We start from the raw sequence: 25003 nt of genomic DNA, 5'->3' as shown, positions 1-25003 counted from the left end.
CAGGTTCCGTTCGGTTATCGGTGGCCCGGCGGCCCGGGCCGAGGAGTCACAACAGGGTGCCGCTCATGGTGGGGTCGGACGTTATCAGTCCGGCCTCGGCATCGAGCGCCAGGCAGGCGGTGAGGCCGGAATGGTCGGTAAGCTTACCGATTCGGGGCTGATGAACGTAGTCGCAGGCGGTGAGCCTGGGCAGCAAGTCGACGCTGATGTGGAGATGGTCGTATCGATAGCCGTCGCCGGTGCGTCCGACCCAGGAATGGTCGATCAGGTCGGGATGGCAGTGCCGGAATGCGTCGATGAGGCCGCATTCGCTGGTCAGACGCCGATAGAAGTCGTACTCGAACTCGGAGAAGAACCGGTAACTCGGTTGGTGGCCGGGTTCGAGGACGTTGAGATCACCGAGGAAGATCTGGGTGCGGCCGCGATCCGCGGCGAGTTCGGTGAGGCAGGCGTGCAGCCACTTGCGTTTGCGGTCGGTCTTGGCGGCGCTGGCGTCGCGAGAGGGGGCGTATGCGCCGATGATGTCGAGCGGTCCGCCGGCAGTAGTGAGGGTGATCGCAGCGGCGCGGGCCGGGAGGTAGCCGCGTGCTCGATCGGACACCGCCGCTGCGCTACGAAGCCGTGCTCAACGAAGCGGTGCTGCGGCGGCTGATCGGCGAACCGGGACTCATGGCGCGGCAGCTTCAGCATCTACTCGCACTCGCTGGTAAGCCGGGCGTCTCCGTCCGCGTTATTCCGTGGAAGGCCGGCGTGCACGGTGGCATGACCGCCGCGAACTCCTTCCAACTGCTCAGCTTCCCGGACGATCCGAGCGGCGAACCCATCGAGCCGCCGCTCGCCTACGTGGACACACTCACAGGGGCGATGTACTTGCAGAAGCCGGACGAACTGTCGGCCTACGAGCAGGTCTGGCGCGATATCGGCAAGAAGGCGCTCAGCGCCTCGGAGTCCAAGAAGCTCATCACCTCAGCACTGGAAGGGTTCGCACGATGACCAGCTACAACACCGTCACCTGGCGGAAAGCCCGCCGTAGTGGCGGGAACGGAGGCAACTGCGTCGAGGTCGGTGTATGGCGCAAAGCCCGCCGTAGCGGCGGGAACGGAGGCGCTTGCGTCGAGGTCAGGGCGACCGACGCTGCGGTCCTGATCCGGGACAGTAAGTACCTGCGCGACCCGGGCAACGACCCCGCGGCCCAGCCGATCATCGCCATCACCATCGCCCAGTGGCATCGCTTCCTCGACGCCGTGACCGGCCGCTCCGCGGCCAGGACGGAACCCGCCATCACCGTGCACGGCGACGGCTCGGCCACCCTCGAATCGGCCGACGGCCGCACCCTGGACTACACGCCGACCGAATGGCGGTACTTCGCCGACGCCGTGGCCGAGGGCGAGTTCGACGACCTCGCCGGCCGGTGGACGGCGGCGGAAGGCCTGCTCACCGAGGTTTAGGAAGCGGACCGGCGCGGCCCGCGGAAGACCCGGATCACCGCGATCACCACCAGGGTCGCGGCGAGCAGCGCGGCGCCGAGGATCACCGGCCCGGCCGGGAAGCCGAGCACCTGCACCTGCTCGGTGCGGGTGATCCGCTCGCGGTGCTCGGCGTCGGAGTCCGCGTCGGCGAAGGTGAAATCGCTGCTGATGCGGGCCGGTTCGGGGATCGACACGGCCAGCTCGGTGAGGTAGTCGGTGCCGTTCGCGGTGAGCTCGCGGAGCAGCGGGTCGTCGGCCTCGCCGAGCCGCCCGGCGAACTCCACCTCGGTGAACTGGTGCGCGGCATCCGGGTCGGCGCGGCGCACCCGGTGCTCGCCGAGCACGTAGAGCCGCACCGACTGCGGCAGCGTCGCCGCCGACGACATGCGCATGGGGTAGACCGGGGCGGTGGCGTCGAAGGTGAGCCGCACCGGGTCGAGCGCGCCGTCGAGGCCGTCCGCGCCGGTGAGCCGGATGGCAACGAGCGACCACCCCTCCGCCAGGTACGGCGCGAGCGTCTCGACCACCTCGGGGCGCATGCGATAGCCGTTGTCGCGCAACCAGTTCCGCACGCCGTCGAGCCCGCCGCCTGCCAGCGTCGTCGCCTCCAGCGGGCCGAGCGTGACCTGGTTCAGCACCGTCGGCGCGGCCCCCGGCGCGGCGCCCGAGCTGAGCCCCTCGAAGTCGCCGGAGCCGAAGAAGTCCCGCTCGGTGACGATCTCCGGCGCGGTCTGCCGCTCGAGTTCGGTGAAGGTGTCCGGGGAGCCCGCGCTCACCGTGGCCGGAGCCGGAGTCGGCACGACGAGGGCGGCGCGGTCGCCGTCGGCGCGCAGCGCGAGCTGCATGAGGATGGTCTGCCGCGCGCCGTCCCAGTGCACCAGCGCCACTTCGTTGTTCACCGTCGCGGTCGCGCCGGTCCCCGCGACGGCGCCGCATGCACAGGCCGCCGCGGGAACGGCGGCGCCGCCGGTGAGCGCCGCCACCGCGAGGAGCAGGGCTGCCGGCACACCGGCCGGACGGGGGCGTGCAGCGAAGGCCATGGGGCGAGCGTAATGGAGGCCCCGCCTGCGCTACGGGCGAAGGCCGACCGGGTCCCGCGCGCGCGTGCCGGTGCGCCGGTCCGCGACAGTGGCGGAGCAGCCGGCGGGGCCGACCGGGTCCGGGTGTCCCGCACGCGCGCAGTGGGCGGACCGCTCGACAGTAGGGTGGTGCGCATGTCTGTCGAGAGTGTGCCGCCCCCCGTCGCGAAGACCGTGCCGACCGAGCGCGTGCAGCACGGCGATGTCGTGATCGACGAGTACGAGTGGCTCCGCGACAAGGACGATCCCGAGGTGATCGCCTACCTCGAGGCGGAGAACGCCTACACCGAGGCGAACACCGCGCACCTGGCCGAGCTGCGCACCGCCATCTTCGACGAGATCAAGGCCCGCACCCAGGAGACCGACCTCTCGGTGCCGACCCGGCTCGGGCAGTACTGGTACTACTCGCGCAGCTTCGAGGGCAAGCAGTACGGCGTGCACTGCCGCTGCCCGATCGACCCCGAGGCGGACGGCCTCGACGCCTGGACCCCGCCGCAGCTGGAGGTGGGTACCGAGATCCCCGGTGAGCAGGTGCTGCTGGACAGCAATGTGCTGGCCGACGGCCACGACTTCTTCGCACTCGGCGCCTTCTCGGTGAGCAACGACGGCACCCTGCTCGCCTACTCCACCGACACCGTCGGCGACGAGCGCTACCTGCTGCGCTTCCTCGACCTGCGCACCGGTGAGCAGCTCGGCGACGAGATCAGGGGCACCGCGCCGGGCGCCACCTGGTCGCTGGACGGCACGCACGTCTTCTACCAGACCGTGGACGAATCCTGGCGCCCGGACACCGTGTGGCGGCACCGGCTCGGCACCGCGGCCGCCGACGACGCCAAGGTCTTCCACGAGCCGGACGAGCGGTACTGGGTGAGCATCGGCACCACCCGCTCGGAGAAGTACCTGCTCATCTGGGTCGCCTCCAAGATCACCAGCGAGGGCTGGATGCTGGAGTCGGCCGACCCGGAGGGCGAGTTCCGGGTGATCCTGCCGCGCCGCGAGGGCGTGGAGTACAGCGTCGAGCACGCGGTGGTGGCGGGCGAGGACCGCTTCCTGGTACTGCACAACGACGTGGTCGACGGCGTGAAGGCGGAGAACTTCGTGCTCGCCGAGGCGCCGGTCAGCGACCCCGCCGCGCTCACGCTGCTCATCGAGCACCGCGACGACGTGCGGCTGGAGGATGTCGACGCCTTCGCCGACCACCTGGTGCTCGGCTACCGCCGCGAGGCGCTGAGCAGGCTCGCGGTCTGGCCGCTCACCCCCGACGGCTACGGCGAGCGCCGCGAACTCGAGTTCGAGCTGCCGCTCTTCGCGGTCGGGCTCGGCGCCAACCCGGAGTGGGAGCAGCCGACGCTGCGCATCGGGCTGACCTCGTTCACCACCCCGACCCGGGTCTTCGACTACGCGCCCGGCACCGGTGAGCTGCTGCTGCGCAAGGAGCAGCCGGTGCTCGGCGGCTACGACCCGGAGCGCTACGAGCAGAGCCGGGACTGGGCGCTCGCCGAGGACGGAACCCGCATCCCGATCTCGCTGGTCTGGCGCCGGGACGCGGTACAGCCCGGCGCCGCGGCGCCGCTGCTGCTCTACGGCTACGGCTCCTACGAGGCCAGCATCGACCCCGGCTTCTCGGTCTCCCGGCTCTCGCTGCTCGACCGCGGCATGGTGTTCGCGGTGGCGCACGTGCGCGGCGGCGGCGAGATGGGCAGGCTCTGGTACGAGAACGGCAAGACGCTGCGCAAGAAGAACACCTTCACCGACTTCGTCGCCGCGGCCCGCCACCTGATCGACACCGGCCGCACCAGCGCCGACCGGCTGGTCGCGGATGGCGGCAGCGCGGGCGGGCTGCTGGTCGGCGCGGTCGCCAACCTGGCGCCGGAGCTCTTCGCGGGCATCCTCGCCAATGTGCCCTTCGTCGACCCGCTGACCTCGATCCTCGACCCCTCGCTTCCACTCACGGTGATCGAGTGGGACGAGTGGGGCAACCCGCTCGCCGACCCCGAGGTCTACGCGTACATGAAGTCCTACTCGCCGTACGAGAACGTCGAGGCCAAGCGCTACCCGGCGATCCTGGCGATCACCAGCCTGAACGACACCCGGGTGCTCTACGTGGAGCCGGCCAAGTGGGTCGCGCGGCTGCGCGCCGTCGCCACCGGCGATGCCCCGCTGCTGCTCAAGACCGAGATGAGCGCGGGCCACGGCGGGGTGAGCGGGCGCTACGAGAAGTGGAAGGAAGTCGCCTTCGAGTACGCCTGGGTGCTCGACACCGTCGGGCTCGGCAAGGTCGCGCCGTCATAGCGGTATGCACTGAAATGTGACCGGTGTTGGTTTCGGCGTCATCCCGGCTGCACGCCGCGGACATGTCGTCCTGTCACCGTTGTCCCATGACTGCCGAGCTCATCGTCTCCGTCTCCGGAATCCGGGACACCACCCGGGACGCCGCGATCGAGTTCGCGGCCGAGATGGACGACCGGGGTGTGCCGCTCTCGCTGCTCGTCGCGCCGCGGCTGAAGGGCGGCTACAAGCTGACCGACGACCCGGCCACGCTGGCCTGGCTGCGCGGGCGGCGCGGCGGCGGCGACGCCATCGTGCTGCACGGCTACGACCAGGCTGCCACCAAGCGCAGGCGGGCCGAGTTCGGCGCGCTGCCGCGGCACGAGGCGCGGCTGCGGCTGATGGCGGCCGACCGGGTGATGGAGCGGGTCGGGCTGCGCACCCGGCTCTTCGCCGCCCCGCGCTGGAGCGCATCGGCGGGCGCCATGGAGGCGCTGCCCGACGTCGGCTTCCGGCTGGCGCTCGGGCTGACCTCGATCGTCGACCTGGAGCGCAATATCGCGCAGCGCACCAGGGTGTACGGCATCGGCGAGGGCTTCCGCACCGAGCCGTGGTGGTGCCGGGCGCTGGTTCTCGGCGCGGCGCGGACCGCCAAGCGCGGCGGAGTCGTGCGGCTCGCGGTCTCCGGTGCGCAACTGACCCGCTCCGGCCCGCGGCAGGCTCTGCTCGACGCCGTCGACCTGGCGCTCTACCACGGCGCCGCCGGACAGCTGTACCGCTGGGAGCCGTACAGCGCCGCGAGCCGCGCGGCCTGAGCTCGGCGTCGTCACCCGCGAATGGCGTAGCCGGGTGACGGCGCCGATTCGCGTACCGCGGGTCCGTTTCGCCGATGATCACCGGCGCGGGGGAGGCCGAGGCCACCGGACAGGCGGCGGCCCGGACCCGCGGCCGGTGCCGCTCGACCGAATCCGGCATACCGGATGGATGTGGCCGGATCTGCCCGCGCCACCGTCCGGCAAACCGCCGGAACGACACCGGCAACCCGGATTCCCGCGAATTTCTCTTGTTTCGGTCGGATTCGCCGAACGCGCGCCGCATTCTATTCGTGGAATTCGTGGGTGCCGAAAACAAATCCGCAAAATTCTTTGCTCTGCGGTGTTTGCGCCGCGGCCGATCGGTGCAATTCTGTGAGTGCGGTATCCGTAAGCTAGTGAGACGACAGGAAGGGAAGCACAATGCTCGACACCCTGCTCGAACTGATCACGGCCCTGCTGGAGACCCTGAGCGCGGACTGACCAGGCCAGCGCTGACCCAGCCGCCCCGCCCGGGCCTACCCCCGGCGCGGGGCGGTCCCACGTCCGCGGCCGGATAAACCCGGCGAAATTGCCGATGCACGTGCAATTCGTTTTCCGGCTATGGCCCGCGAATTACGTAGGTGTAGCCGGACCTCAGCCGGGGAACTCCCTGTCCCCCTCGTGCTCGATCGGCGAGAATTCCGTGCCTTCCGGCCCCATTTCGGCCAGCCGCCCGAAGTAGATCCCCCTCGCCTCCGGCGCGACGATCCCGTAGTGGATGGGCACGGCGGTCCGCGGGCGAACCGCGCGCAGATAATCCACCGCCTCGCTGATCCGCATCCACGGCGCCGCCGCCGGGATGGCGAGCACGCCGACCGGGCTCGGCGGCACCCACAGCGAATCGCCGGGGTGTACCAGCTGCGCCGGATCGGCCCGCGTGCCGAGCTGGAAGACGGTGTTGTCGATGACCGGCAGGTCGGGGTGGATCACCGCGTGCCTGCCCCCGCCGCCGGTGACGGTGACCCCGCCCACCGTGAGCACCTGCCCGGCGTGCACCGCCGCCCACGGCTCGGGGCGCAGCTCGGCGGTCTGCGGGTCGGAGAGCAGCAGGGCGCCGGGGTTGGCCTCGATGAGCGCGCCGATCCGGTCGCCGTCGATGTGGTCCGGGTGCTGGTGGGTGACGGCGATGGCGTCGAGCCCGGTGATGCCCTCGAAGCCGTGCGCGAAGGTGCCCGGGTCGAACAGCACCTTGGTGCCGTGCAGCTCGACGAGGATGCAGGAGTGTCCGAAGTGAGCTATGCGCATGCGGCGATGCTAGCCGCCGCCGGTGCGGGGCGACCGGCTGTGATGTCGCACCCCCCGGCGGCCGTCCGGGCCCGCCGCGACTACGCTGTTCCGGTACACCCCCGAACTCTCCCGAGGAGAAAACGCGTGGCACGAGTCGTGGTCGAGGTGATGCCGAAGGCCGAGATCCTGGATCCGCAGGGTCAGGCCATCGTCGGTGCGCTTCCCCGCCTGGGATTCGCCGGAGTCGCCGATGTGCGGCAGGGCAAGCGCTTCGAGCTCGATGTCGAGGACTCGGTGAGCGACGCCGAGCTGGAGCAGATCGCCGAATCGCTGCTCGCCAACACCGTGATCGAGGAGTGGAAGGTCGTCCGGCTCCCATGAGCGCGCGCATCGGGGTCATCACGTTTCCCGGCACGCTCGACGATGTCGACGCGGCCCGCGCGGTCCGGCTCTCCGGCGCCGAGGCGGTCAACCTGTGGCACGCCGACGCCGATCTCAAGGCCGTCGACGCGGTGATCGTGCCCGGCGGCTTCTCCTACGGCGACTACCTGCGGGCAGGCGCCATCGCCCGGTTCGCCCCGGTGATGGGCGAGGTCGTGCGCGCCGCGGGCCAGGGGCTGCCGGTGCTCGGCATCTGCAACGGCTTCCAGGTGCTCTGCGAGGCCGGGCTGCTGCCCGGTGCGCTCACCCGCAACGACGGGCTGCACTTCGTCTGCCGCGACGAGTGGCTGACGGTGGAGTCCACCGCCACCGCCTGGACCGGCCGGTTCGAGCCGGGCGCGCAGATCCTGGTGCCGCTCAAGTCCGGCGAGGGCCGGTTCCAGGCCTCCGCCGAGGTGCTCGACCAGCTGGAGGGCGAGGGCAGGGTGGTCTTCCGCTACTCCGGCGACAACCCGAACGGCTCGCAGCGCGGCATCGCCGGGATCTCCTCGGCCAATGGCCGGGTGGTCGGGCTCATGCCGCACCCCGAGCACGCCACCGAGGCGCTCACCGGCCCCAGCGACGACGGGCTCGGGCTGTTTCTCTCGGTCCTGGACTCGCTCGTAGCGGCCTGACCCGCAACGGATTCCCGCTCCCGGCCCGGATCGCGCACCCGCGCGGTCCGGGCCGGTGGCGTTTCCGGGGGATCGGGGGCCGCGCCGAATCCTCTCGGTGAAAATTGCATTTCGAGTATTGGATGTCGAATTGAACTGGCGCAGCCGAGTTTTCGGGCGCCCCCCGCGATGTCCGGCGACCGGCGGACACCACTCGCTCACGCGAATTATCCGCGTTCGGTAGTCTTCCCCTCGTTCCAATTCTCGAGGCAGTCAGGACAATTGTGGAAACCATGGTGGGCGGTAATTCCACGCTGCATGGCGCTTTGCGTTCCGCGGAGCGGAGCTGGGTGCGTCACCTCGACGACGCTTTGTACGCGCGCCAGCTTTCCCCGGATCAGTGGTCGATGTTGTCGAACCTGTCCGTCGACGGCCGGACCACGATGAGCGAATTGGCGGCGAAGTCGCAGCTGCCGCCCTCGTCGGCCACTCGGCACGCCGATGCGCTGGCCGAACGCGGGCTGATCTTCCGGGTGGCGGCCGAGGACGACCGGCGGCGCATCCTGATCGGGCTCAGCAAGCTGGGCGCCGAGCTGGTCGCGGCGGTGCGCGCCGAGGAGTATCGGGCCGAGCAGCGACTCCGTTCCCGGATCGGAGCGCGCCGATATGCGGAACTGCTTCGATTGCTGGATCTGGTGGCGCAGACCGTCGGGTGATTCATCCGATGAAATTCGCGCGCATTACCGCCGGAATTGTGGCGGGTGTGCTCGAATGATGCGGAAGTGATTACCTCCGTCAATAGCGCTTGACGGTTGGCGCACCGGGGCCGGACCTGCGGCACCGCGCTGCCTAGGATCGCGGACATGCCCGTCGTCAGCACCACCGCCACCGCCACCGGCCTGTGCGCCTTCATCGACGCCTCGCCCTCGCCGTTCCATGTCTGCCACACCGTGAGCCGGGAGCTCGAGGCCAACGGCTTCCGCGCGCTGCGCGAGGCCGAGCCGTGGGCGGCAGGCGAGCCGGGCCGCTACTACGTGATCCGGGGCGGTTCACTGGTGGCATGGAGCACCGACGGCAGCGCGCCCGGCGCCGGGTTCCGGGTGGTCGGCGCGCACACCGACAGCCCCAACCTGCGCGTCAAGCAGCACCCCGACCTGCTCTCGGCGGGCTGGCAGCTGGTCGGGCTGGAGCCGTACGGCGGCGCCTGGCTGAACTCCTGGCTCGACCGCGACCTCGGCATCTCCGGCCGGCTCACGCTGCGTGATCCGGACGGTGGCGGCCTGCGCGAGCAGCTCGTGCGGATCGACGAGCCCATCCTGCGGGTGCCGCAGCTCGCCATCCACCTCTCCGAGGAGCGGCGCGGGGTCACGCTCGACCCGCAGCGCCACGTCAACGGGGTCTGGGGCGTCGGCGCCGAGCGCGCCTCGTTCATCGCACACGTGGCCGAGCAGGCAGGCGCGGTCCCGGACGATGTGCTCGGGTGGGAGCTCATGACGCACGACCTCGCGCCGAGCACCCTGGTCGGCCGGGAGCGCGACCTGGTGAGCGCGCCCCGGCTGGACAACCAGGCCACCTGCTACGCCGGGCTGGCCGCCTTCCTGGCCGCGCTGGCCGAACCGGGCGCGGCGCTGCCGGTGCTCGCGCTCTTCGACCACGAGGAGGTGGGCAGCCAGTCCGAGCGCGGCGCGCAGTCCGACCTGCTGCCCGCGGTGCTGGAGCGGATCGTGCTGGCCGCCGGGGGCGGGCGCGCGGAGTACCTGGCGACGCTGGCCGGTTCGCTGGTCGCCTCCGGCGACATGGCGCACGCCACGCACCCCAACTACCCGGACCGGCACGAGCCCGCGCACCGGATCGCGGTGAACGGCGGCCCGGTGCTCAAGGTGAACCAGAACCTGCGCTACGCCACCGACGCCGTCGGCACCGGCGCCTTCGCGCTGGCCTGCGCCGAGGCCGGGGTGCCGCTGCAGCGCTACGTGCACCGCGCCGACCTGCCCTGCGGCTCCACCATCGGCCCGATCACCGCCGCCCGCACCGGCATCGGCACCGTCGACGTCGGCGCGCCGCAGCTGGCCATGCACTCGGCGCGCGAATTCATGGGCGCCGCCGACGTGCCCGCCTACGCGGCCGCGCTCGCCGCCTTCCTCACCCCGGCGGCCTGACCCGCGGCCACCCCGGCGACCAGGATCAGGAAGGTCACCCAGACGTAGCTGCTGCCGATGACCTGCTGCCACCACGCCCACTCCAGCTCGCGGTCCTCGGCGTGCGGCAGCAGCCACTGCGGGCCGATCAGGAAGAGCAGCGCGAGCGCGCCGGTGCCGACGAGCAGCGGCCGCGAGCGATTGCCCTCGGCGATCGCCACGCCGAGCAGCAGCAGCGCGGGGGCGGCCCAGACCCAGTGGTGCGACCAGGAGACCGGCGAGACCAGCAGCAGCGCGGCGGCGTTCACCAGCAGCGCGGCGACCGGGCGATCGGCGGCGAGCAGCCGGTGCATCCACACCGCGGCGAGCAGCACCGCGACCGCGCCGAGCCCGAGCCAGAGCGCGGTGGCGGCGCCGTCGGAGACGCCGAGCCGGAAGGCGAGCCCCTTGAGCGACTGGTTGCCCGCGAAGTACGGCGGCCCGATCCGGTCGGTGTTGGCCAGCGTCTCCGACCAGTACTGCACCGAATCCCCGGGGAAGAACAGGAACCCGACGCCGACCGCGGCGGCGGCCGAGACCACCAGCGTGCCCGCCGCCTTCCAGTCCCGGCGCAGCAGGAAGAAGAGCAGGTAGCCCGCCGGGATGAGCTTCACCGAGACCGCGATGCCGATCAGCATGCCGCGCGGCCAGAAAGTCTTCGGCGCCAGGCAGTCCAGCGTGACCGCGGCCATCAGCACCAGGTTGATCTGGCCGAAGCCGAAGGTCTGGCGCACCGGCTCCAGCATCTGGGCCAGCGCCACCGCCGCGATCACCGCCGTCAGTACCGTCATCCGGTCCAGCCCGGGGCGCAGCCGGATGAGCACCAGCCACAGCGTGATCGCCAGGCTCGCGATGGAGGAGAGCAGCACCACGATCTCCGCCACCCCGAGCGGCACCAGCGCCAGCGGGGCGAAGAGCAGCGCGGCCAGCGGGGGATAGGTGAAGGGCAGCGCGAGGTCGCCGATCGGCGGCATCGGGCCGTACAGCTCGCCGCCGTCCAGCCAGACCCGCGGGCCGTTGCGGTAGACCTGCAGGTCGATGTAGTGGTCCCACCAGTGCAGCAGCAGCGAGACGGTCGCCGAGATCGCGAACAGGCCGATCGCGAGGAGCAGCAACCGGCGCTGCCGCCTTGTCGAATCGGCGACCCCCGATCGATCGTTCACGCGGCACAGGGTAGCGGGTGCGTTTCCAGGTTCCGACCACGGCTAAACTCGCGGGCGATTCCCCGCATCGCGAACTCGGCCCGAAAGGACCCTGGTACTCCCGTGACTTCGCAGGTCGACACCGTCAGCGCCGCAGCGGCAACCCCGGACACCGCGCAGCCCTACACCGAGCTCGGGCTCAAGGACGACGAGTACGCCCGCATCAGGGAGATCCTCGGCAGGCGCCCCACCGACGCCGAACTCGCCATGTACTCGGTGATGTGGAGCGAGCACTGCTCGTACAAGTCCTCCAAGGTGCACCTGCGCTACTTCGGCCAGACCACCACCGACGAGATGCGCGCCTCCATGCTGGCAGGCATCGGCGAGAACGCAGGCGTGGTCGACATCGGCGACGGCTGGGCGGTCACCTTCAAGGTGGAGAGCCACAACCACCCCTCCTACGTGGAGCCCTACCAGGGCGCGGCCACCGGCGTCGGCGGCATCGTGCGCGACATCATGGCCATGGGCGCGCGCCCGATCGCGGTGATGGACCAGCTGCGCTTCGGCGCCGCCGACGCCGCAGACACCAGGCGCGTGGTGGACGGCGTCGTCCGCGGGGTCGGCGGCTACGGCAACTCGCTGGGTTTGCCGAATGTCGGCGGCGAGACCGTCTTCGACGCCTCGTACCAGGGCAATCCGCTGGTCAATGCGCTCTGCGCGGGCGTCATGCGGGTGGAGGACCTGCACCTGGCCTTCGCTTCAGGCGCCGGCAACAAGATCATCCTCTTCGGCGCGCGGACCGGGCTCGACGGCATCGGCGGCGTCTCGGTGCTCGCCTCCGACACCTTCTCCGGCGACGAGTCCGGCACCGGCCGCAAGAAGCTGCCGAGCGTCCAGGTGGGCGACCCGTTCACCGAGAAGGTGCTCATCGAGTGCTGCCTGGAGCTGTACTCGGCGAAGCTGGTGGTCGGCATCCAGGATCTCGGCGGCGCCGGGCTGGCCTGCGCCACCTCGGAACTCGCGGCGGCGGGCGACGGCGGCATGCGGGTGGAGCTGGACCGGGTGCCGCTGCGCGCGGCCGACATGACCCCGGCCGAGGTGCTCTCCAGCGAGTCCCAGGAGCGCATGTGCGCGGTGGTGACCCCGGAGAACGTGGACGCCTTCATGGCGGTCTGCCGCAAGTGGGACGTGCTGGCCACCGTGATCGGCGAGGTCACCGAGGGTGAGCGGCTCATCGTCACGTGGCACGGGGAGACCGTGGTCGACGTCCCGCCGCGCACCGTCGCGCACGAGGGCCCGGTCTACGAGCGCCCGGTCGCGCGCCCGGACTACCAGGACGCGCTGATCGCCGACGGCACCGACCGCCTCGCCCGTCCCGGCACCCCCGGCGAGCTGCGCGAAACCCTGCTCACCATGCTGGCCAGCCCGCAGCTGTGCAGCCGCCGATGGATCACCGAGCAGTACGACCGCTACGTGCGCGGCAACACCGTGCTCGCGGAGCACGCCGACGCCGGTGTCATCCGGATCGACGAGGAGAGCGGCCGCGGCATCGCGCTCGCCACCGACGCCTCCGGCCGCTACACCAAGCTGGACCCGTACACCGGCGCGCAGCTGGCGCTGGCCGAGGCGTTCCGCAATGTCGCCGCCACCGGCGCGACCCCCAAGGCCGTCACCAACTGCCTGAACTTCGGCTCGCCCGAGGATCCCGGCGTCATGTGGCAATTCCAGCAGGCGGTGCGCGGGCTGGCGGACGGCTGCGTGGCGCTCGGCATCCCGGTGACCGGCGGCAATGTCAGCTTCTACAACCAGACCGGGCAGGACGCCATCCTGCCGACCCCGGTGGTCGGCGTGCTCGGCGTCATCGACGACGTGCACCGCCGCATCCCCACCGGGCTCGGCACCGAGCCCGGCGAGACGCTCATCCTGCTCGGCGAGACGCACGACGAGTTCGACGGCTCGATCTGGTCGCAGGTGGCGCACGACCACCTCGGCGGGGTGCCGCCGAAGGTCGACTTCGCCCGCGAGCAGCTGCTGGCCGAGGTGCTCACCGCCGGCTCGCGGGACGGCATGATCAGCGCCGCGCACGATCTCTCCGAGGGCGGGCTGATCCAGACCGTCGTCGAGGCCGCGCTGGCCGGCGAGACCGGCTGCCGGGTGCTGCTGCCGGAGGGAGCCGACCCGTTCGTCGCGCTCTTCTCCGAGTCCGCCGGGCGGGTGCTGGTCGCGGTGCCGCGCTCCGAGGAGACCAGGTTCAGCAAGATGTGCGAGGCCCGCGGGCTGCCCGCGGTGCGCATCGGCGTGGTGGACCAGGGCTCCGACTCGGTGGAGGTGCAGGGCCAGTTCTCGGTGCCGCTCACCGAGCTGCGGGCCGCCTTCGAGGGCACCCTGCCCCGGCTCTTCGGCGCGCTGCGCTGATCAGGCGGCCTTGAACGGGTCGTGCTCGGCGATCAGCTTCTCCAGCCTCGCCTCGTCCACCCGGACCCGGAGCGAGTCCGACTCCTGCCGGTCCCGCACCACCTTGGCCAGGGTGAACGAGCTGGTCACCAGGAACAGCACGGACATCCCGAGGAAGCCGCGCTGCCACACGTCCAGCGGTAGGTAGAGGATGCCGACGCCCGCCCCGATCAAGCTGACGCCGAACGCGATCGAGGCCTGCGCCACGTAGGCCGAGGTCGTCTTCGACTGTGCGTTGGGAGTGCTCATGAACATCGAGTCTCCGGCGCGGGCGGGGCGGGCGCCTGCGTGTGATTACTCGAGCGGCCCCGAGTAGTTGCCTGCGGGCGGGCCGCCGGTCCCGGTGCCGACGGGCAGGCGCTGCGGCATCGAGCCGCCTCGGGTGTGACGCGATCCCCGCGAGCCGTCGCCGGGCGATGTCCGCCCCGCCCGCCATACTGTTCCGGTGACTTCCGCCCAGCCGCCCGCGGCCGTCGCCGCGGCGCCGGCCGGCTGAGGCGCGCCGTGCTGGAGGCCACCCCGCGCCTCACCCGCCTGCGCAGGCGGGTGCTGATCGTGATCCGGCACCTGGAGATCATCATCGATCTCAACTACGCCGGGCTGGTCGTCGCCACGCTCTTCTTCGCGCTTTCGGTGACGCCGTCGCTGGTGCCGCGGGACTGGCTGTTCCAGGGGCTGGTCTCCGGGATCAATGCCGCGCTTGGGTACGGCGTCGGGTGCGTGCTGGAGTGGCTGTTCCGGATCTGGGTGTGGCCGCGGGTGCGCGGGCGGGTGTCCGCGCCGCCGACCTGGGTGCGGTACGCGGCGAAGTCGGCGGTGCTGATCACCGCCCTGCTCGGCGCCGGCTTCATGCTGGTGCAGTCGGCGCGCTGGCAGCGCGAGATCAGCGCGCTCATGGGCATGGAGGGCACGCCGACCCCGGCCTACCTGCGCACCGGGCTGCTCAGCGTGGCCGTCGGGGTGGCGGTGGTCGCCGTCTACCGGACCGTGCGCGCCGTCGTCATCGTGCTGGCCACGGAGCTGAACCGCTGGGTCCGGGTGCCGAGCGAGCTGGCCCCCGCGGTCGGGTTGCTCGTCCTGGTCGTGGTGGCGGTGACCGTGTTCAACGGCGTCGCCAGCCGGGCCTTCTTCGCGGTGGCGAACGAGGCGTTCAAGGTGCGCAACGACGACACCTCGGCGTATGCCACGCAGCCGGTGCTGCCCGAGCGCTCGGGCAGCCCGGAGTCGCTGGCCGAGTGGGACACCCTCGGCTTCGAGGGCCGCTGGTTCGTCTCGCACGGGCCCAGCCGGAGCCGGATCGCCGCCGTCACCGGGCGGCAGGCGGCGGAGCCGATCCGCGCCTACGTGGGGCTGGAGTCGCGCGACGGCGACCTGAGCCAGGCCGAGCTGGCCGTTGCCGAGCTGGAGCGCACCGGCGCCTTCGACCGCAGGGTGCTCGTGCTCATGACGACCACCGGCACCGGCTGGGTGAACTCCATGGCGGCGGGGGCAATCGAGTACATGTACGGCGGCGACAGCGCCATCGTCGCCACCCAGTACTCCTACCTGCCCAGCGTGCTCTCCTTCCTGGCCGACCGGAGCAAGGCGGCGAGCGCGGGGCGCGAGCTCTTCGACGCGGTGTACGAGCGCTGGTCGGCGCTGCCGCCGCAGGCGCGGCCCAAGCTGCTGGTGTACGGCGAGAGCCTGGGGTCGCAGGGGTCGGAGGCGGCGTTCGACGGGCTGGCCGACCTGCGCGCGCAGGTGGACGGGGCGCTCTGGGTCGGGCCGCCGAACTCGAACCGGCTCTGGAAGCAGTTCGTGACCCGGCGCGATCCCGGGTCACGGGAGGTGCAGCCGGTGTACGCGGACGGGCTGGTGGTGCGTTTCGCGGCCGAGCGGGCGGATCTGGCCAGGCCGGATGCGGAGTGGCGGACGCCGCGCATCGCCTACCTGCAGCATGCCTCCGACCCCATCGTCTGGTGGTCGACCGACCTGATCTTCTCGCAGCCGGACTGGCTCTCCGAGCCGCGCGGGCCGGATGTCTCCTCGCAGATGCGCTGGTACCCCTTCGTCACCTTCTGGCAGGTCGCCGCCGATCTCACCAACGCGCAGGGGGTCAGCGACGGGCACGGCCACCGCTACGGCGACCTGGTGATCGACGGCTGGGCCGCCGTCGCCGCCCCGCCGGAGTGGAATGCGGAGCTCGCCGAGAACGTACGGATCCAGCTGGAGGCCGCCGAGGAGTTCGAGCGGGCCACCAAGTGAGGGGTTCCCGCGGTAGTGCCGCTCGGGTCCGGCGCGATCTCGCGGGGGCCGGGCTGTCCGGGGAGCACGCACCTCCGTGCGGTGGTGCGGGAGGGGTGGCATCGCCGGACGCCGAGCGGGGTGCGGTGAGCGCGGGGCGGGCGCTGCTCGCGGCGGCGGTGCCGCTGGTGTGGCACAACGGTGTGTTGCCGCGGCTGGCGCTGGACATTCGCGGGCGCACCGCGGCCAATGCCGCCTTCGCGACGGCGTACGCGCGCGTCTTCGCGGGGGAGCCCCGGTGGGGGGCGGCGGCCGGATGGCGCACCGGGCTCGGCGCCGCGGCCGCGGTGCTCGTCGGCTACGGCGCCGGGCTCGCCGTGCCACCCGCCCGGCGGGCACTCGCCGCGACCCCGGACCGCTCGCCCGGCGTCGCCCTCCCCGAGTGGGTCGGCCTGCACATCCCGCTCGGCACCGTCTACACCGAGGAGCTGATCTTCCGCGGCACCCTCGACGCCATCGCGGGCACCCCGCTCACCGCCCTCGCTTTCGGCCTCTGGCACCTTCGCCCGGCCCGCGCCGCGGGCGACCCGATCGTGCCCACTGTCGCCGCCACCGCGGCGGCCGGGCTGATCTTCGGCGCGCTCCGGCGCCGGAGCGGCAGCGCGACCGCCCCCGCCCTGCTGCACTACGCCCTGAACGCGGGCGGCGCCGTAGCTCCCCGCCTGGCCCGCGCGCGCCGGTTCTCCGCGCGCGGCGCCGCCGCCGACGACCTCGCCGCCGCGATCGACCGGGTGCCCGCCGGGTAACCTCGCGACGTGCCAGGACGCTCCACCGTCGACCCGAACGAACTCCGCGCCGCCACCGCCGCGGTCCGTGAATGGCTGCTCGACGACAGCACCGAGGCCCCGCCCCGGGGCCGGCTCGGCGCCGCCGTCCGCGCCACCGCCCGCACCCTGGCGCAGGCGGCCCCCGGCCACTCGGTCGAGGTGCGGGTGCCGCCCTACGTCGCGGTGCAGTGCGTCGACGGCCCGCGGCACACCAGGGGCACCCCGCCGAACGTGGTCGAGACCGACCCGCGCACCTGGCTGCTGCTCGCCACCGGCCTGCTCACCTTCCGGGAGGCGGCCGATTCCGGCGCCGTCACCGCCTCCGGCAGCCGCGCCGCCGAGGTGGCGCACTGGCTGCCGGTCACCCGGCTGTAGCGGGCTCCCGGTCGAGCACGTTCTTCCGGTGCAGCCCGCGGTGGTCGTAGAACCGGGTGACTACCGCGCCGAAGACCAGCCCGATGCCGAGCCCGAGCAGCGTCATCCAGACCCCGCGGGTGAGCCCGGCCGGGCCGCTGGCATCGAAGTACAGGATCGAGCGGATGGCGAGGAACACCTGGTGCATGGGCTCGAAGGTGGCGAGCCAGGCGAAGTACGGCGGCGTCGCCTCGATCGGCACCGTGCCGCCGGAGGAGGGCAGCCCGAGCACCACGAAGAGGATCAGGTTGGCCAGCAGCCCGGCCGAGCCGATCGCCGCCAGCATGGAGATGCCGGTGATGCCGACCGCCGCGATCGCCAGCCAGCTGTAGAGGAAGAGCCCGAGCCCGTGGCTCAGCGGCAGGTCGAGCAGGTGCGAGGTGAGCAGGAAGACCCCGGCGACGACGGCCGCCGCGACCGTCATCACGGCCCACTTGAGCAGCACGGTGCGGAAGCGGGAGATCGGGGTCGGCGGATAGTGCACATACCAGGGGCCGTACTCGGTGGGTACGAAGCCGAGCTGGGCGTCGACCATGGTGTGGATGATCATCGCGCCCACCACCCCCGCGAGCAGCAGGAGCAGCGCGTAGAAGAAGGCCGTCAGCCCCTGCCCGGTGCCGTCCGGCAGCGGGTGGTACTGCTGCACCAGCACGTTGATCGGCTCGCGCAGCGCCACCCGGCTCGCGCCGCTCAGCTCGGTGGCGGGCGCCCCCGGCTGGCTCGATCGCAGCCTGCTCTCCACCTGGTCGGTGAGCTGCCGCCCGACCTGGTCGTTCACCCGGGCCAGCATCTCGTCGGCGATCCGCAGCACCACCTGGGTGCTGTAGGCGCCGGCCCGCGGATTGGTCTCGACCGTCACGATGGGCCGCTGGATATCACCGGGGACCACGCTGCCGATGCCCAGAATGCCGAGCGACTTGCTGAAATCGCTCGGGATCACGACGGCGCCGTACACCTGGCCGGTCTGCAGCAGCCGCTCGGCCTCGCTGATCCCGACGACGTGCAGCTCGACCTTGTCGGCGGGGACCGCGGCGATGATGCCGTCGGCCACCTGCCTGCCGAAGTCCACCTGCTGCTTCCCATTGCCGGTGTCGAGCACATCGCCCGAATCCTGGTTCACCAGCGCGATCGGGAAGTCGTGCAGGTTCTGCTCGGGGTCGGCGACGTAGCCGAGGTACATCACGCCGAGCAGCGCCGTGAGCAACGTGAGTACCACCACAGGCGCGCCGGTCATCCTCGCCCAGCCGAGCAGGTTCCCCGGCGTGCTGCCCCGGCTCGCCGTCGAGTGCGCCGAATCGGCCGAATTGCCTGTTCCGGCGGGTTCTTCCGGCTCAACCGGCTGGTCGGGCGTGGTCACCGCAGCACGGTAACAGGTGGAACCCGCGGTTCCGCGGTGAACGTGATCGGGACGGCTCCGCGCCGCCGGGCGCCGCTGGTCACCGCCGGGGTTGGCCGTAGAATGACGGACGCCCCCAGCCCGCCCGAACAGGGAGCGAACGGTGACCAACGCCGACTTTCCGGTCGACAGCGATCTATCCACCCCTATCCCGGTCGTGCCTCCGGCCGCCGCCCATGATCAGGACGAGAACGAGCCGCGCGAGGAGTGCGGCGTTTTCGGGGTCTGGGCGCCGAGCGAGGACGTCGCGAAGCTGAGCTACTACGGCCTCTACGCGCTGCAGCACCGCGGGCAGGAGGCGGCGGGGATCGCCGTCTCGGACGGCCAGCAGATCCTGGTCTTCAAGGATCTCGGCCTGGTCAGCCAGGTGTTCGACGAGCAGACGCTGGCCGCCATGCCCGGCCACGTCGCCATCGGGCACTGCCGCTACTCCACCACCGGCTCCACCACCTGGGAGAACGCGCAGCCGATCTTCCGCACCACCGCCGTCGGCTCCGGGCTCGCGCTCGGCCACAACGGCAACCTGGTCAATACCGCCGAGCTGAACGAGCGCGCGCGGGCACAGGGGCTGCTCGGCCGCCGCCCGGCGGGCGACAGCAAGCCGGCCCCGATCGCCGCCACCTCCGACTCCGACGTGATGACGGCGCTGCTCGCGCACGCCGCCGCCGACTCCAGCATCGAGCAGGCCGCCATGGAGTTGCTGCCGACGCTGCGCGGCGCCTTCTGCCTGACCTTCATGGACGAGCACACCCTCTACGCCGCCCGCGACCCGCACGGCGTGCGCCCGCTGGTGCTCGGCAGGCTGGAGCGCGGCTGGGTGGTCGCCAGCGAGACCGCCGCGCTGGACATCGTCGGCGCCGCCTTCGTCCGCGAGATCGAGCCGGGGGAGCTGCTCGCCATCGACGCCGACGGCGTTCGCTCCATGCGCTTCGCCGCGCCGGAGCCCAAGGGCTGCGTCTTCGAGTACGTCTACCTGGCCCGGCCGGACTCCACCATCGCGGGCCGCTCGGTGCACTCCACCCGGGTCGATATCGGCCGCAGGCTGGCCAGGGAGCACCCGGTCGAGGCCGACCTGGTGATCCCGGTGCCGGAGTCGGGCACCCCCGCCGCGGTCGGCTACGCGCAGGGCTCGGGGGTGCCGTACGGCCAGGGGCTGATGAAGAACGCCTACGTCGGCCGCACCTTCATCCAGCCCAGCCAGACCATCCGCCAGCTCGGGATCCGGCTCAAGCTGAACCCGCTGCGCGAGGTGATCCGGGGCAAACGGCTGATCGTGGTGGACGACTCCATCGTCCGCGGCAATACCCAGCGCGCGCTCATCCGCATGCTGCGCGAGTCCGGCGCGCTGGAGATCCACGTGCGGATCGCCTCGCCGCCGGTCAAGTGGCCGTGCTTCTACGGCATCGATTTCGCCTCGCGCGCCGAGCTCATCGCCAACGGCGCCGGGCTGCCGGATGGCGCCGAGGGCGCGACCGACCCGGGTTCCGAGGTCTTCCGCGAGATGGTGGAGGGGGTGCGCCGCTCGATCGGCGCCGACACCCTCGGCTACATCTCGCTGGACGGCATGATCGCCGCCACCGAGCAGCCGCGCAGCAGGCTCTGCAGCGCCTGCTTCGACGGCGACTACCCGATCCCGCTGCCGCACGAGGCCGCCATCGGCAAGAATTTGCTCGAGGGCATGCTGAGCGGAAGGCCGGAGGCCGCGCTGCTCCGGGAGAACGCGAACGCGAGTGCGCTGAGCAGGCCCTGACCGATCGGCCGGACGGTGCGGGGGTGACGAACCGGGGTGCGATACCGCTGCGTGCTCGTTATTCCGCTCCGGTAGCGTGAGCTGGCATCTATCCGCCGATTCGGTTTGGAGCTCGTCCCGAAAATGACTGAACAGACCCCCAGTGGTAACGGTGCTTCCTACGCCGCGGCCGGTGTGGACATCGAAGCCGGCGACCGCGCCGTCGAGTTGTTCGGGCCATTGGCGAAGAAGGCCAGCCGTCCCGAGGTGCAGGGCGGCCTCGGTGGCTTCGCCGGGTTGTTCGCGCTGAAGAGCGGGTACCGGGAGCCGCTGCTGGCCGCCGCCACCGATGGCGTCGGCACCAAGCTGGCGGTCGCGCAGGCGCTGGACAAGCACGACACCGTCGGGCTGGATCTGGTCGCCATGGTCGTCGACGACCTGGTGGTCTGCGGCGCCGAGCCGCTGTTCCTGCAGGATTACATCGCGGTCGGCAAGGTCGTCCCGGAGCGGGTGGCGGAGCTGGTCTCCGGCATTGCCGACGGCTGCGTGAAGGCGGGCTGCGCGCTGCTCGGCGGCGAGACCGCCGAGCACCCGGGGCTGATGGACCCGGACGATTACGACCTCTCCGCGACCGGCGTCGGCGTGGTCGAGGCGGATGCCGTGCTCGGCCCGGAGCGGGTGCGCTCCGGCGACGTGGTGCTCGCCATGGGCGCCTCCGGGCTGCACTCCAATGGCTACAGCCTGGCCCGCAAGGTGCTGCTGGAGATCGACCGGATGAGCCTCACCGGGCACGTCGAGGAGTTCGGCCGCACGCTCGGCGAGGAGTTGCTTGAGCCGACCCGGATCTACGCCAAGGACTGCCTCGCGCTGGTCGCCGAGACCGATGTGCGCACCTTCGCGCACGTCACCGGCGGCGGGCTGGCGGCCAACCTGGGCCGGGTGCTGCCGCAGGGCATGGTCGCCGAGCTGGATCGCGGCACCTGGAGCCCGGCGCCGGTCTTCAAGATGATCGCGCAGCGCGGGCGGGTCGAGCGGGCGGAGATGGAGAAGACCTTCAATATGGGCGTCGGCATGGTCGCGGTGGTCGCCCCGGAGGATGTGGACCGGGCGCTGGCCGTGCTCACCGCGCGCCACATCGACTGCTGGACACTGGGTTCGGTGAGCCGCAGCAAGGATGCCGACGCGCCGCGCGCGGTGCTGGTCGGCGAGCACCCGCGCTTCTAGATTCTGACCGAATCCGTCGGAGAGATGGCGGGGCCCGCATCGTGAGATGCGGGCCATCCGTGCGAGCCACCGAAATGGCGCCGTGACCGGGTCCGAACGCGGTCAAGGGGGAGGCCCGTCGGCCTCCCCCTTCGCGTGGGTACGGTCAGCGGCGCCAGTCGTCGTAGTCGTCGTCCTCGCTGTTCCAGCGGGACAAGGATTCGTCGTCGTGCTCATCGGACAGCACGCCACCACCGTTGGGGCGGTGGTGATGCAGATCTGTGCCGTTCGAGAGCTCTCGCTGAAGGCTCGCGAAGTCGGTCGATGGCGAGCTGTACTTCAGCTCGCGTGCGACCTTGGTCTGCTTTGCCTTAGCCCGGCCACGGCCCATGGCTGACCCCCTCGCGTCAATGCGGGGCGGCCTGGGGTTTGTTGGCGGCCCCGTTCGAATTAATACTCTTCCTGACAGACACTTTAGCGTGTGTCAGGCCGCCGCGCTTCCACGAGGCGGCGAAGATTCCGGCGCCGCCCGCCGTTTGCCCCGCCGTCGCCGCGGCCGCGGTTTGCTACAGCACTCCGGGGACCGCGCGCACGACACCGACCCTGGCGCCGCCGCCGTGGATCGGCGGGGCCGCCAGCTCCGCCAGCCGATCGGTCCACGGCACGCCGAGACGGCGCAGAATCGCCAGCGTCAGCGGCATCCGCGCGCGCTCGGCGCCGTCCTCGATCTTGTAGGCGAAGGCCGAGCCGTCCGGGAGCGCGCCCGCGTGCACGCCGTCCGCGCCGATCTTGCAGGCCAGGCCGGGGACCTCGGACATCAGGAGCAGGTCGGGGGCATTGGTGCCGGAAATCACTCGCGGATGGGTGCGAATCGCCTCCGCGACGCGCCGCTCCGGGGTATGCGGGGCCGCGGTGACCAGGGCGCGGAAGGCGCGGGCCAGGTTCACCAGCGCGACCGGGACGATCGGCAGCCCGCAGCCGTCGATGCCGAGGTCGGTCTCCGGCTCGCCGGTGACGTCGGTGATGGTGCGGAGCACCGCCTGCTGCAGCGGGTGCGCGGGGTCGAGGTAGCCCGCGGTCGGCCACGCGTTGGCGGCGCAGGTGGCGAGCATGGCCGCGTGTTTGCCGGAGCAGTTCATCAGGATCCGGGCCGGCTTCTCGCCCGCGGCGAGCAGCCGGGCGCGCGGCAGCTCGCCGAGCGGGAGGTCGGGCGGGCACTCCAGGTCGTCCTCGGTGAACCCGTTCCGCTCCAGCAGGCGCCGGACCGCGGCCACCTGGTCGGGCTCGCCGTAGTGGGAGGCGATGGCGATGGCCAGCTCCTCCTCGTCGGCCGGGGTGAAACCGGCGCGGAGCAGGGCGAGCGCCTGCAGCGGCTTGTTGGTGGAGCGCGGGTAGATGGGGCCGTGCACCTCACCGAGCTCGAACGTCACCTCGCCGTCGGTGCCGAGCAGCACCACCGAGCCCCGGTGCACGCACTCCCGGAAACCGGACCGCACCACCTCGACCAGCTCGACGCTCACGCCGCGCCCTCCCGCGGGATGCGCGAGAGCCCTCCGTGGTCACGCTCCGCTGCCGCCTCCGGGCCTGACTCGCTCATCCCGGGCTCTCTTGGGATGAGCGAGGGCCCTGCGTGGTTACGCTCCGCTACCGCCTCCGGGCCTGACTCGCTCATCCCGTGGCCTCCTCGGAGCGCCTGGTGTGCCTGGCGACCTGCATTCGGATGTCGTCCGAGACGGTCGGCTCGACCTCGAGCAGCCGGAACAGCTTCGCCGGGTCCGCGCCGGTGAAGACGTCGCGGACGGTGATGCCGTGCCCGGGAACGTGCTCCACCAGCACCTCGTCGCCCGCGCCGACCGTGCCCGCTGCCAGCAGCCGGAAGTAGCACCCGGTATCGCTGCGCAGTGCGAACCGCTTCACCCACTGCCGCTCACCCGCCCAGTGCTGGAAGGTCGCGCACGGAACCCGCGGCGCACTCACCTCGAGCAGCGCGGTACCCACCCGGAGCCGGGCGCCGAGCACCGCGTCCGAGAGCGGGAGCCCGTCGACCCGCAGATTCTCGCCGAACCAGCCGTGCGGCAGCACGCGGTCGAGCTCCTGCTCCCAGCGGCGCGCGTCGTGGTCGGCGTAGGCGTAGACGGCCTGGTTCAGCCCGCCGTGGTGCTCGGTATTGCAGACGTGGTCGCCCGCCAGCCCGAGCGGGCGCACCTCCACCCGCCCCGCGACCGGCCGCTTGTCGATGGCGCTGCGCCCGACCCGGCCGGGCACCTCCAGCTCCGCGTGCACCACGCAGACCGCGAGCACGCGGCCGGTGTCACCGGGGCGCATCAGCGTCCGCGCAGCCGGTCGACGGCGAGCCTGCCCGCCTGCGGGCGGTCCTCCGTCGGCACCGAGTCCGGGTCGATGGCGGCAGCGGCGGGGCCGGCGACCAGCGGGGTGCCGGCCGGGACGGCCCGCTTGACCAGGGCGAGCGCGATCGGGCCGAGCTCGAAGTGGTCGACGACGGTGCCGAGCCTGCCCACCGTGCGGCCCTCGGCGGTGAGCTCGGTGCCCGGCTCGGGGCGGTCGTCGGCGGAGCCGTCCAGGTGCAGCAGCACCAGGTTGCGCGGGGGTTTGCCGAGGTTGTGCACCCGGGCCACGGTCTCCTGGCCGCGGTAGCAGCCCTTGTCCAGGTGCACCGCGCCCGCCTCGGCGGTGCCGCCGATCCAGCGCGCCTCGTGCGGGATGGTGCGGTCGTCGGTGTCGAGGCCGAGCCGGGGGCGCAGCGACTCCACGCGCAGCGCCTCGAAGGCCCACATGCCCGCCGGGGTGGCACCGGCCGCGGTGAGCTCGGCCCAGCGCTCGGTGAGCTGGGCGCGCGGGATCACCAGGTCGTAGGAGTGCTCGCCGGGCCACGGCATGCGGCGCAGGAAGCCGCCGCCCGGCAGCGGGACCGCGCGGTACACCGCGGGCAGCTCCGCGATGCCGAGCGCGCCGGTGAGCGAATCGACCTCGGGGCCGAGCAGGGTGAGCACGGCGTGGTCGCTCGCGTCCCGCGGCACGGCATCGGACCAGAAGACCATCTTGGTCAGGAAGCCGATCAGGTCGGGGCCGCGCTCGGCCTCGGTGTCCAGCCAGACGGTCTCGGCCAGTTCGGTGAGCACGAAGTGGTGCTGCACCCGGCCGTTCAGATCCAGATCCAGGTTCTCCGCCGACTCGCCGTCGGCCAGGCCGGCCACATGCTGGCTGGTGATGGTGTGCAGCCAGGTCAGCCGCTCTGTGCCGGTGATGGTGCCGACCGCGCGGTGCGAGCGATCCACGATCGCCGCCCGCCGGGCCGCGGCGCGCTGCTCCGCGAACGGATCGCCGTAATGCCAGGCGACGGCGGCGTCCGGCGAACCGGGCACCCCCGCGACGGCTCCGGGAGCGCCGAGAAGAGGACTAGCCACGGAGCTCAGTCTACTGGCCTCGCTGCGCTCGGCGGGTTCGCGCCCCCGGAGGCCCGCGTCCGAGCGGGCGAGACTTGCGCCT

General features: G+C 71.9%; 24 protein-coding genes. 14 read left to right on the top strand and 10 right to left on the bottom strand.

Annotated elements, in window-relative coordinates:
• Nucleotides 1–46: 46 nt before the first annotated feature.
• On the bottom strand, nt 47–601 hold the full coding sequence (locus NH2_RS02475) for a hypothetical protein (RefSeq protein ID WP_067647364.1): 555 nt from the start codon (nt 599–601) through the stop codon (nt 47–49).
• Between NH2_RS02475 and NH2_RS02470 the strand changes: the two genes are divergently transcribed.
• Both NH2_RS02470 and NH2_RS02465 read left to right on the top strand, forming a co-directional pair.
• Nucleotides 586–993: a DUF5753 domain-containing protein gene (locus tag NH2_RS02470; RefSeq protein WP_067647361.1), complete on the top strand. Its 408-nt coding sequence runs from the start codon at nt 586–588 to the stop codon at nt 991–993. The genes NH2_RS02475 and NH2_RS02470 overlap by 16 nt on opposite strands.
• Complete coding sequence (locus tag NH2_RS02465; protein WP_067647358.1) at nt 990–1448, top strand: DUF397 domain-containing protein; 459 nt, start codon at nt 990–992, stop codon at nt 1446–1448. Before NH2_RS02470 ends, NH2_RS02465 begins: the two co-directional genes overlap by 4 nt.
• On the opposite strand, the gene NH2_RS02460 is transcribed toward NH2_RS02465, so the two are convergent.
• On the bottom strand, nt 1445–2509 hold the full coding sequence (locus tag NH2_RS02460) for a DUF2330 domain-containing protein (RefSeq protein ID WP_084505146.1): 1065 nt from the start codon (nt 2507–2509) through the stop codon (nt 1445–1447). The two genes, NH2_RS02465 and NH2_RS02460, sit on opposite strands and share 4 nt — an antisense overlap.
• A 174-nt stretch (nt 2510–2683) precedes the next feature.
• Between NH2_RS02460 and NH2_RS02455 the strand changes: the two genes are divergently transcribed.
• Both NH2_RS02455 and NH2_RS02450 read left to right on the top strand, forming a co-directional pair.
• Nucleotides 2684–4840, top strand: coding sequence for a S9 family peptidase (locus tag NH2_RS02455; protein WP_067647711.1), 2157 nt, complete (start codon nt 2684–2686; stop codon nt 4838–4840).
• 86 nt (nt 4841–4926) lie between these two features.
• Nucleotides 4927–5631: a DUF2334 domain-containing protein gene (locus tag NH2_RS02450; protein ID WP_067647352.1), complete on the top strand. Its 705-nt coding sequence runs from the start codon at nt 4927–4929 to the stop codon at nt 5629–5631.
• 633 nt (nt 5632–6264) lie between these two features.
• Here NH2_RS02450 and NH2_RS02445 read toward each other — a convergent pair.
• Nucleotides 6265–6915, bottom strand: a complete 651-nt coding sequence (locus NH2_RS02445) for an MBL fold metallo-hydrolase (protein WP_067647349.1) — start codon at nt 6913–6915, stop codon at nt 6265–6267.
• Nucleotides 6916–7041: 126 nt separating this feature from the next.
• On the opposite strand from NH2_RS02445, the gene purS reads away from it, so the two are divergent.
• The 4 genes from purS (at nt 7042) to NH2_RS02425 (ending at nt 10090) form a co-directional block, all read left to right on the top strand.
• Nucleotides 7042–7278 (top strand): phosphoribosylformylglycinamidine synthase subunit PurS, encoded by a 237-nt coding sequence (purS, locus tag NH2_RS02440; RefSeq protein ID WP_067647346.1) that lies wholly within the window; start codon nt 7042–7044, stop codon nt 7276–7278.
• Complete coding sequence (gene purQ / locus NH2_RS02435) at nt 7275–7952, top strand: phosphoribosylformylglycinamidine synthase subunit PurQ (protein ID WP_067647343.1); 678 nt, start codon at nt 7275–7277, stop codon at nt 7950–7952. Before purS ends, purQ begins: the two co-directional genes overlap by 4 nt.
• A gap of 272 nt (nt 7953–8224) precedes the next feature.
• Nucleotides 8225–8647, top strand: coding sequence for a MarR family winged helix-turn-helix transcriptional regulator (locus NH2_RS02430; protein WP_245650400.1), 423 nt, complete (start codon nt 8225–8227; stop codon nt 8645–8647).
• A 147-nt stretch (nt 8648–8794) separates the two neighbouring features.
• Nucleotides 8795–10090: a M18 family aminopeptidase gene (locus NH2_RS02425; protein ID WP_067647337.1), complete on the top strand. Its 1296-nt coding sequence runs from the start codon at nt 8795–8797 to the stop codon at nt 10088–10090.
• Here NH2_RS02425 and NH2_RS02420 read toward each other — a convergent pair.
• Complete coding sequence (locus tag NH2_RS02420) at nt 10048–11271, bottom strand: glycosyltransferase 87 family protein (protein WP_067647334.1); 1224 nt, start codon at nt 11269–11271, stop codon at nt 10048–10050. The two genes, NH2_RS02425 and NH2_RS02420, sit on opposite strands and share 43 nt — an antisense overlap.
• A gap of 102 nt (nt 11272–11373) precedes the next feature.
• Here NH2_RS02420 and purL point away from each other — a divergent pair, with 102 nt between their 5' ends.
• A complete protein-coding gene (gene purL / locus NH2_RS02415; protein ID WP_067647331.1) occupies nt 11374–13665 on the top strand; it encodes a phosphoribosylformylglycinamidine synthase subunit PurL in 2292 nt (763 codons plus the stop codon).
• Here the strand turns inward: purL and NH2_RS02410 are convergent, their stop codons facing one another.
• Complete coding sequence (locus NH2_RS02410; protein WP_067647708.1) at nt 13666–13953, bottom strand: YiaA/YiaB family inner membrane protein; 288 nt, start codon at nt 13951–13953, stop codon at nt 13666–13668.
• A 255-nt stretch (nt 13954–14208) separates the two neighbouring features.
• Between NH2_RS02410 and NH2_RS02405 the strand changes: the two genes are divergently transcribed.
• From NH2_RS02405 to NH2_RS02395, 3 genes are all read left to right on the top strand, one after another.
• Nucleotides 14209–15948 (top strand): alpha/beta hydrolase, encoded by a 1740-nt coding sequence (locus NH2_RS02405; protein ID WP_067647328.1) that lies wholly within the window; start codon nt 14209–14211, stop codon nt 15946–15948.
• A 95-nt stretch (nt 15949–16043) separates the two neighbouring features.
• The gene (locus NH2_RS02400; RefSeq protein WP_245650381.1) at nt 16044–16733 is read left to right on the top strand and encodes a CPBP family intramembrane glutamic endopeptidase; all 690 of its coding nucleotides are present in this window, start codon (nt 16044–16046) and stop codon (nt 16731–16733) included.
• 9 nt (nt 16734–16742) lie between these two features.
• Nucleotides 16743–17129, top strand: coding sequence for a sterol carrier family protein (locus NH2_RS02395; RefSeq protein ID WP_067647325.1), 387 nt, complete (start codon nt 16743–16745; stop codon nt 17127–17129).
• On the opposite strand, the gene NH2_RS02390 is transcribed toward NH2_RS02395, so the two are convergent.
• Entirely contained in the window at nt 17116–18402 is a 1287-nt protein-coding gene (locus tag NH2_RS02390) for a YhgE/Pip domain-containing protein (protein WP_067647701.1), read from the bottom strand. The two genes, NH2_RS02395 and NH2_RS02390, sit on opposite strands and share 14 nt — an antisense overlap.
• A 265-nt stretch (nt 18403–18667) precedes the next feature.
• Here NH2_RS02390 and purF point away from each other — a divergent pair, with 265 nt between their 5' ends.
• Complete coding sequence (purF, locus tag NH2_RS02385) at nt 18668–20314, top strand: amidophosphoribosyltransferase (protein WP_067647322.1); 1647 nt, start codon at nt 18668–18670, stop codon at nt 20312–20314.
• Between the two features lie 123 nt (nt 20315–20437).
• Nucleotides 20438–21517, top strand: coding sequence for a phosphoribosylformylglycinamidine cyclo-ligase (purM, locus tag NH2_RS02380; protein WP_067647319.1), 1080 nt, complete (start codon nt 20438–20440; stop codon nt 21515–21517).
• Between the two features lie 145 nt (nt 21518–21662).
• Here purM and NH2_RS02375 read toward each other — a convergent pair whose 3' ends face one another.
• From NH2_RS02375 to ygfZ, 4 genes are all read right to left on the bottom strand, one after another.
• Nucleotides 21663–21887: a DUF3073 domain-containing protein gene (locus tag NH2_RS02375; RefSeq protein WP_067647316.1), complete on the bottom strand. Its 225-nt coding sequence runs from the start codon at nt 21885–21887 to the stop codon at nt 21663–21665.
• A 175-nt stretch (nt 21888–22062) separates the two neighbouring features.
• On the bottom strand, nt 22063–23016 hold the full coding sequence (locus NH2_RS02370; RefSeq protein WP_067647313.1) for an asparaginase: 954 nt from the start codon (nt 23014–23016) through the stop codon (nt 22063–22065).
• Between the two features lie 148 nt (nt 23017–23164).
• Nucleotides 23165–23821 (bottom strand): MOSC domain-containing protein, encoded by a 657-nt coding sequence (locus NH2_RS02365; protein WP_067647310.1) that lies wholly within the window; start codon nt 23819–23821, stop codon nt 23165–23167.
• Nucleotides 23821–24921 (bottom strand): CAF17-like 4Fe-4S cluster assembly/insertion protein YgfZ, encoded by a 1101-nt coding sequence (ygfZ, locus tag NH2_RS02360; RefSeq protein WP_439951725.1) that lies wholly within the window; start codon nt 24919–24921, stop codon nt 23821–23823. Before ygfZ ends, NH2_RS02365 begins: the two co-directional genes overlap by 1 nt.
• Nucleotides 24922–25003: the final 82 nt, after the last annotated feature.

Source organism: Nocardia harenae NBRC 108248 (assembly GCF_001612885.1).
GTDB classification, from domain to species: Bacteria; Actinomycetota; Actinomycetes; order Mycobacteriales; family Mycobacteriaceae; genus Nocardia; species Nocardia harenae.
This window is presented reverse-complemented; position numbering and strand designations above follow the sequence as displayed.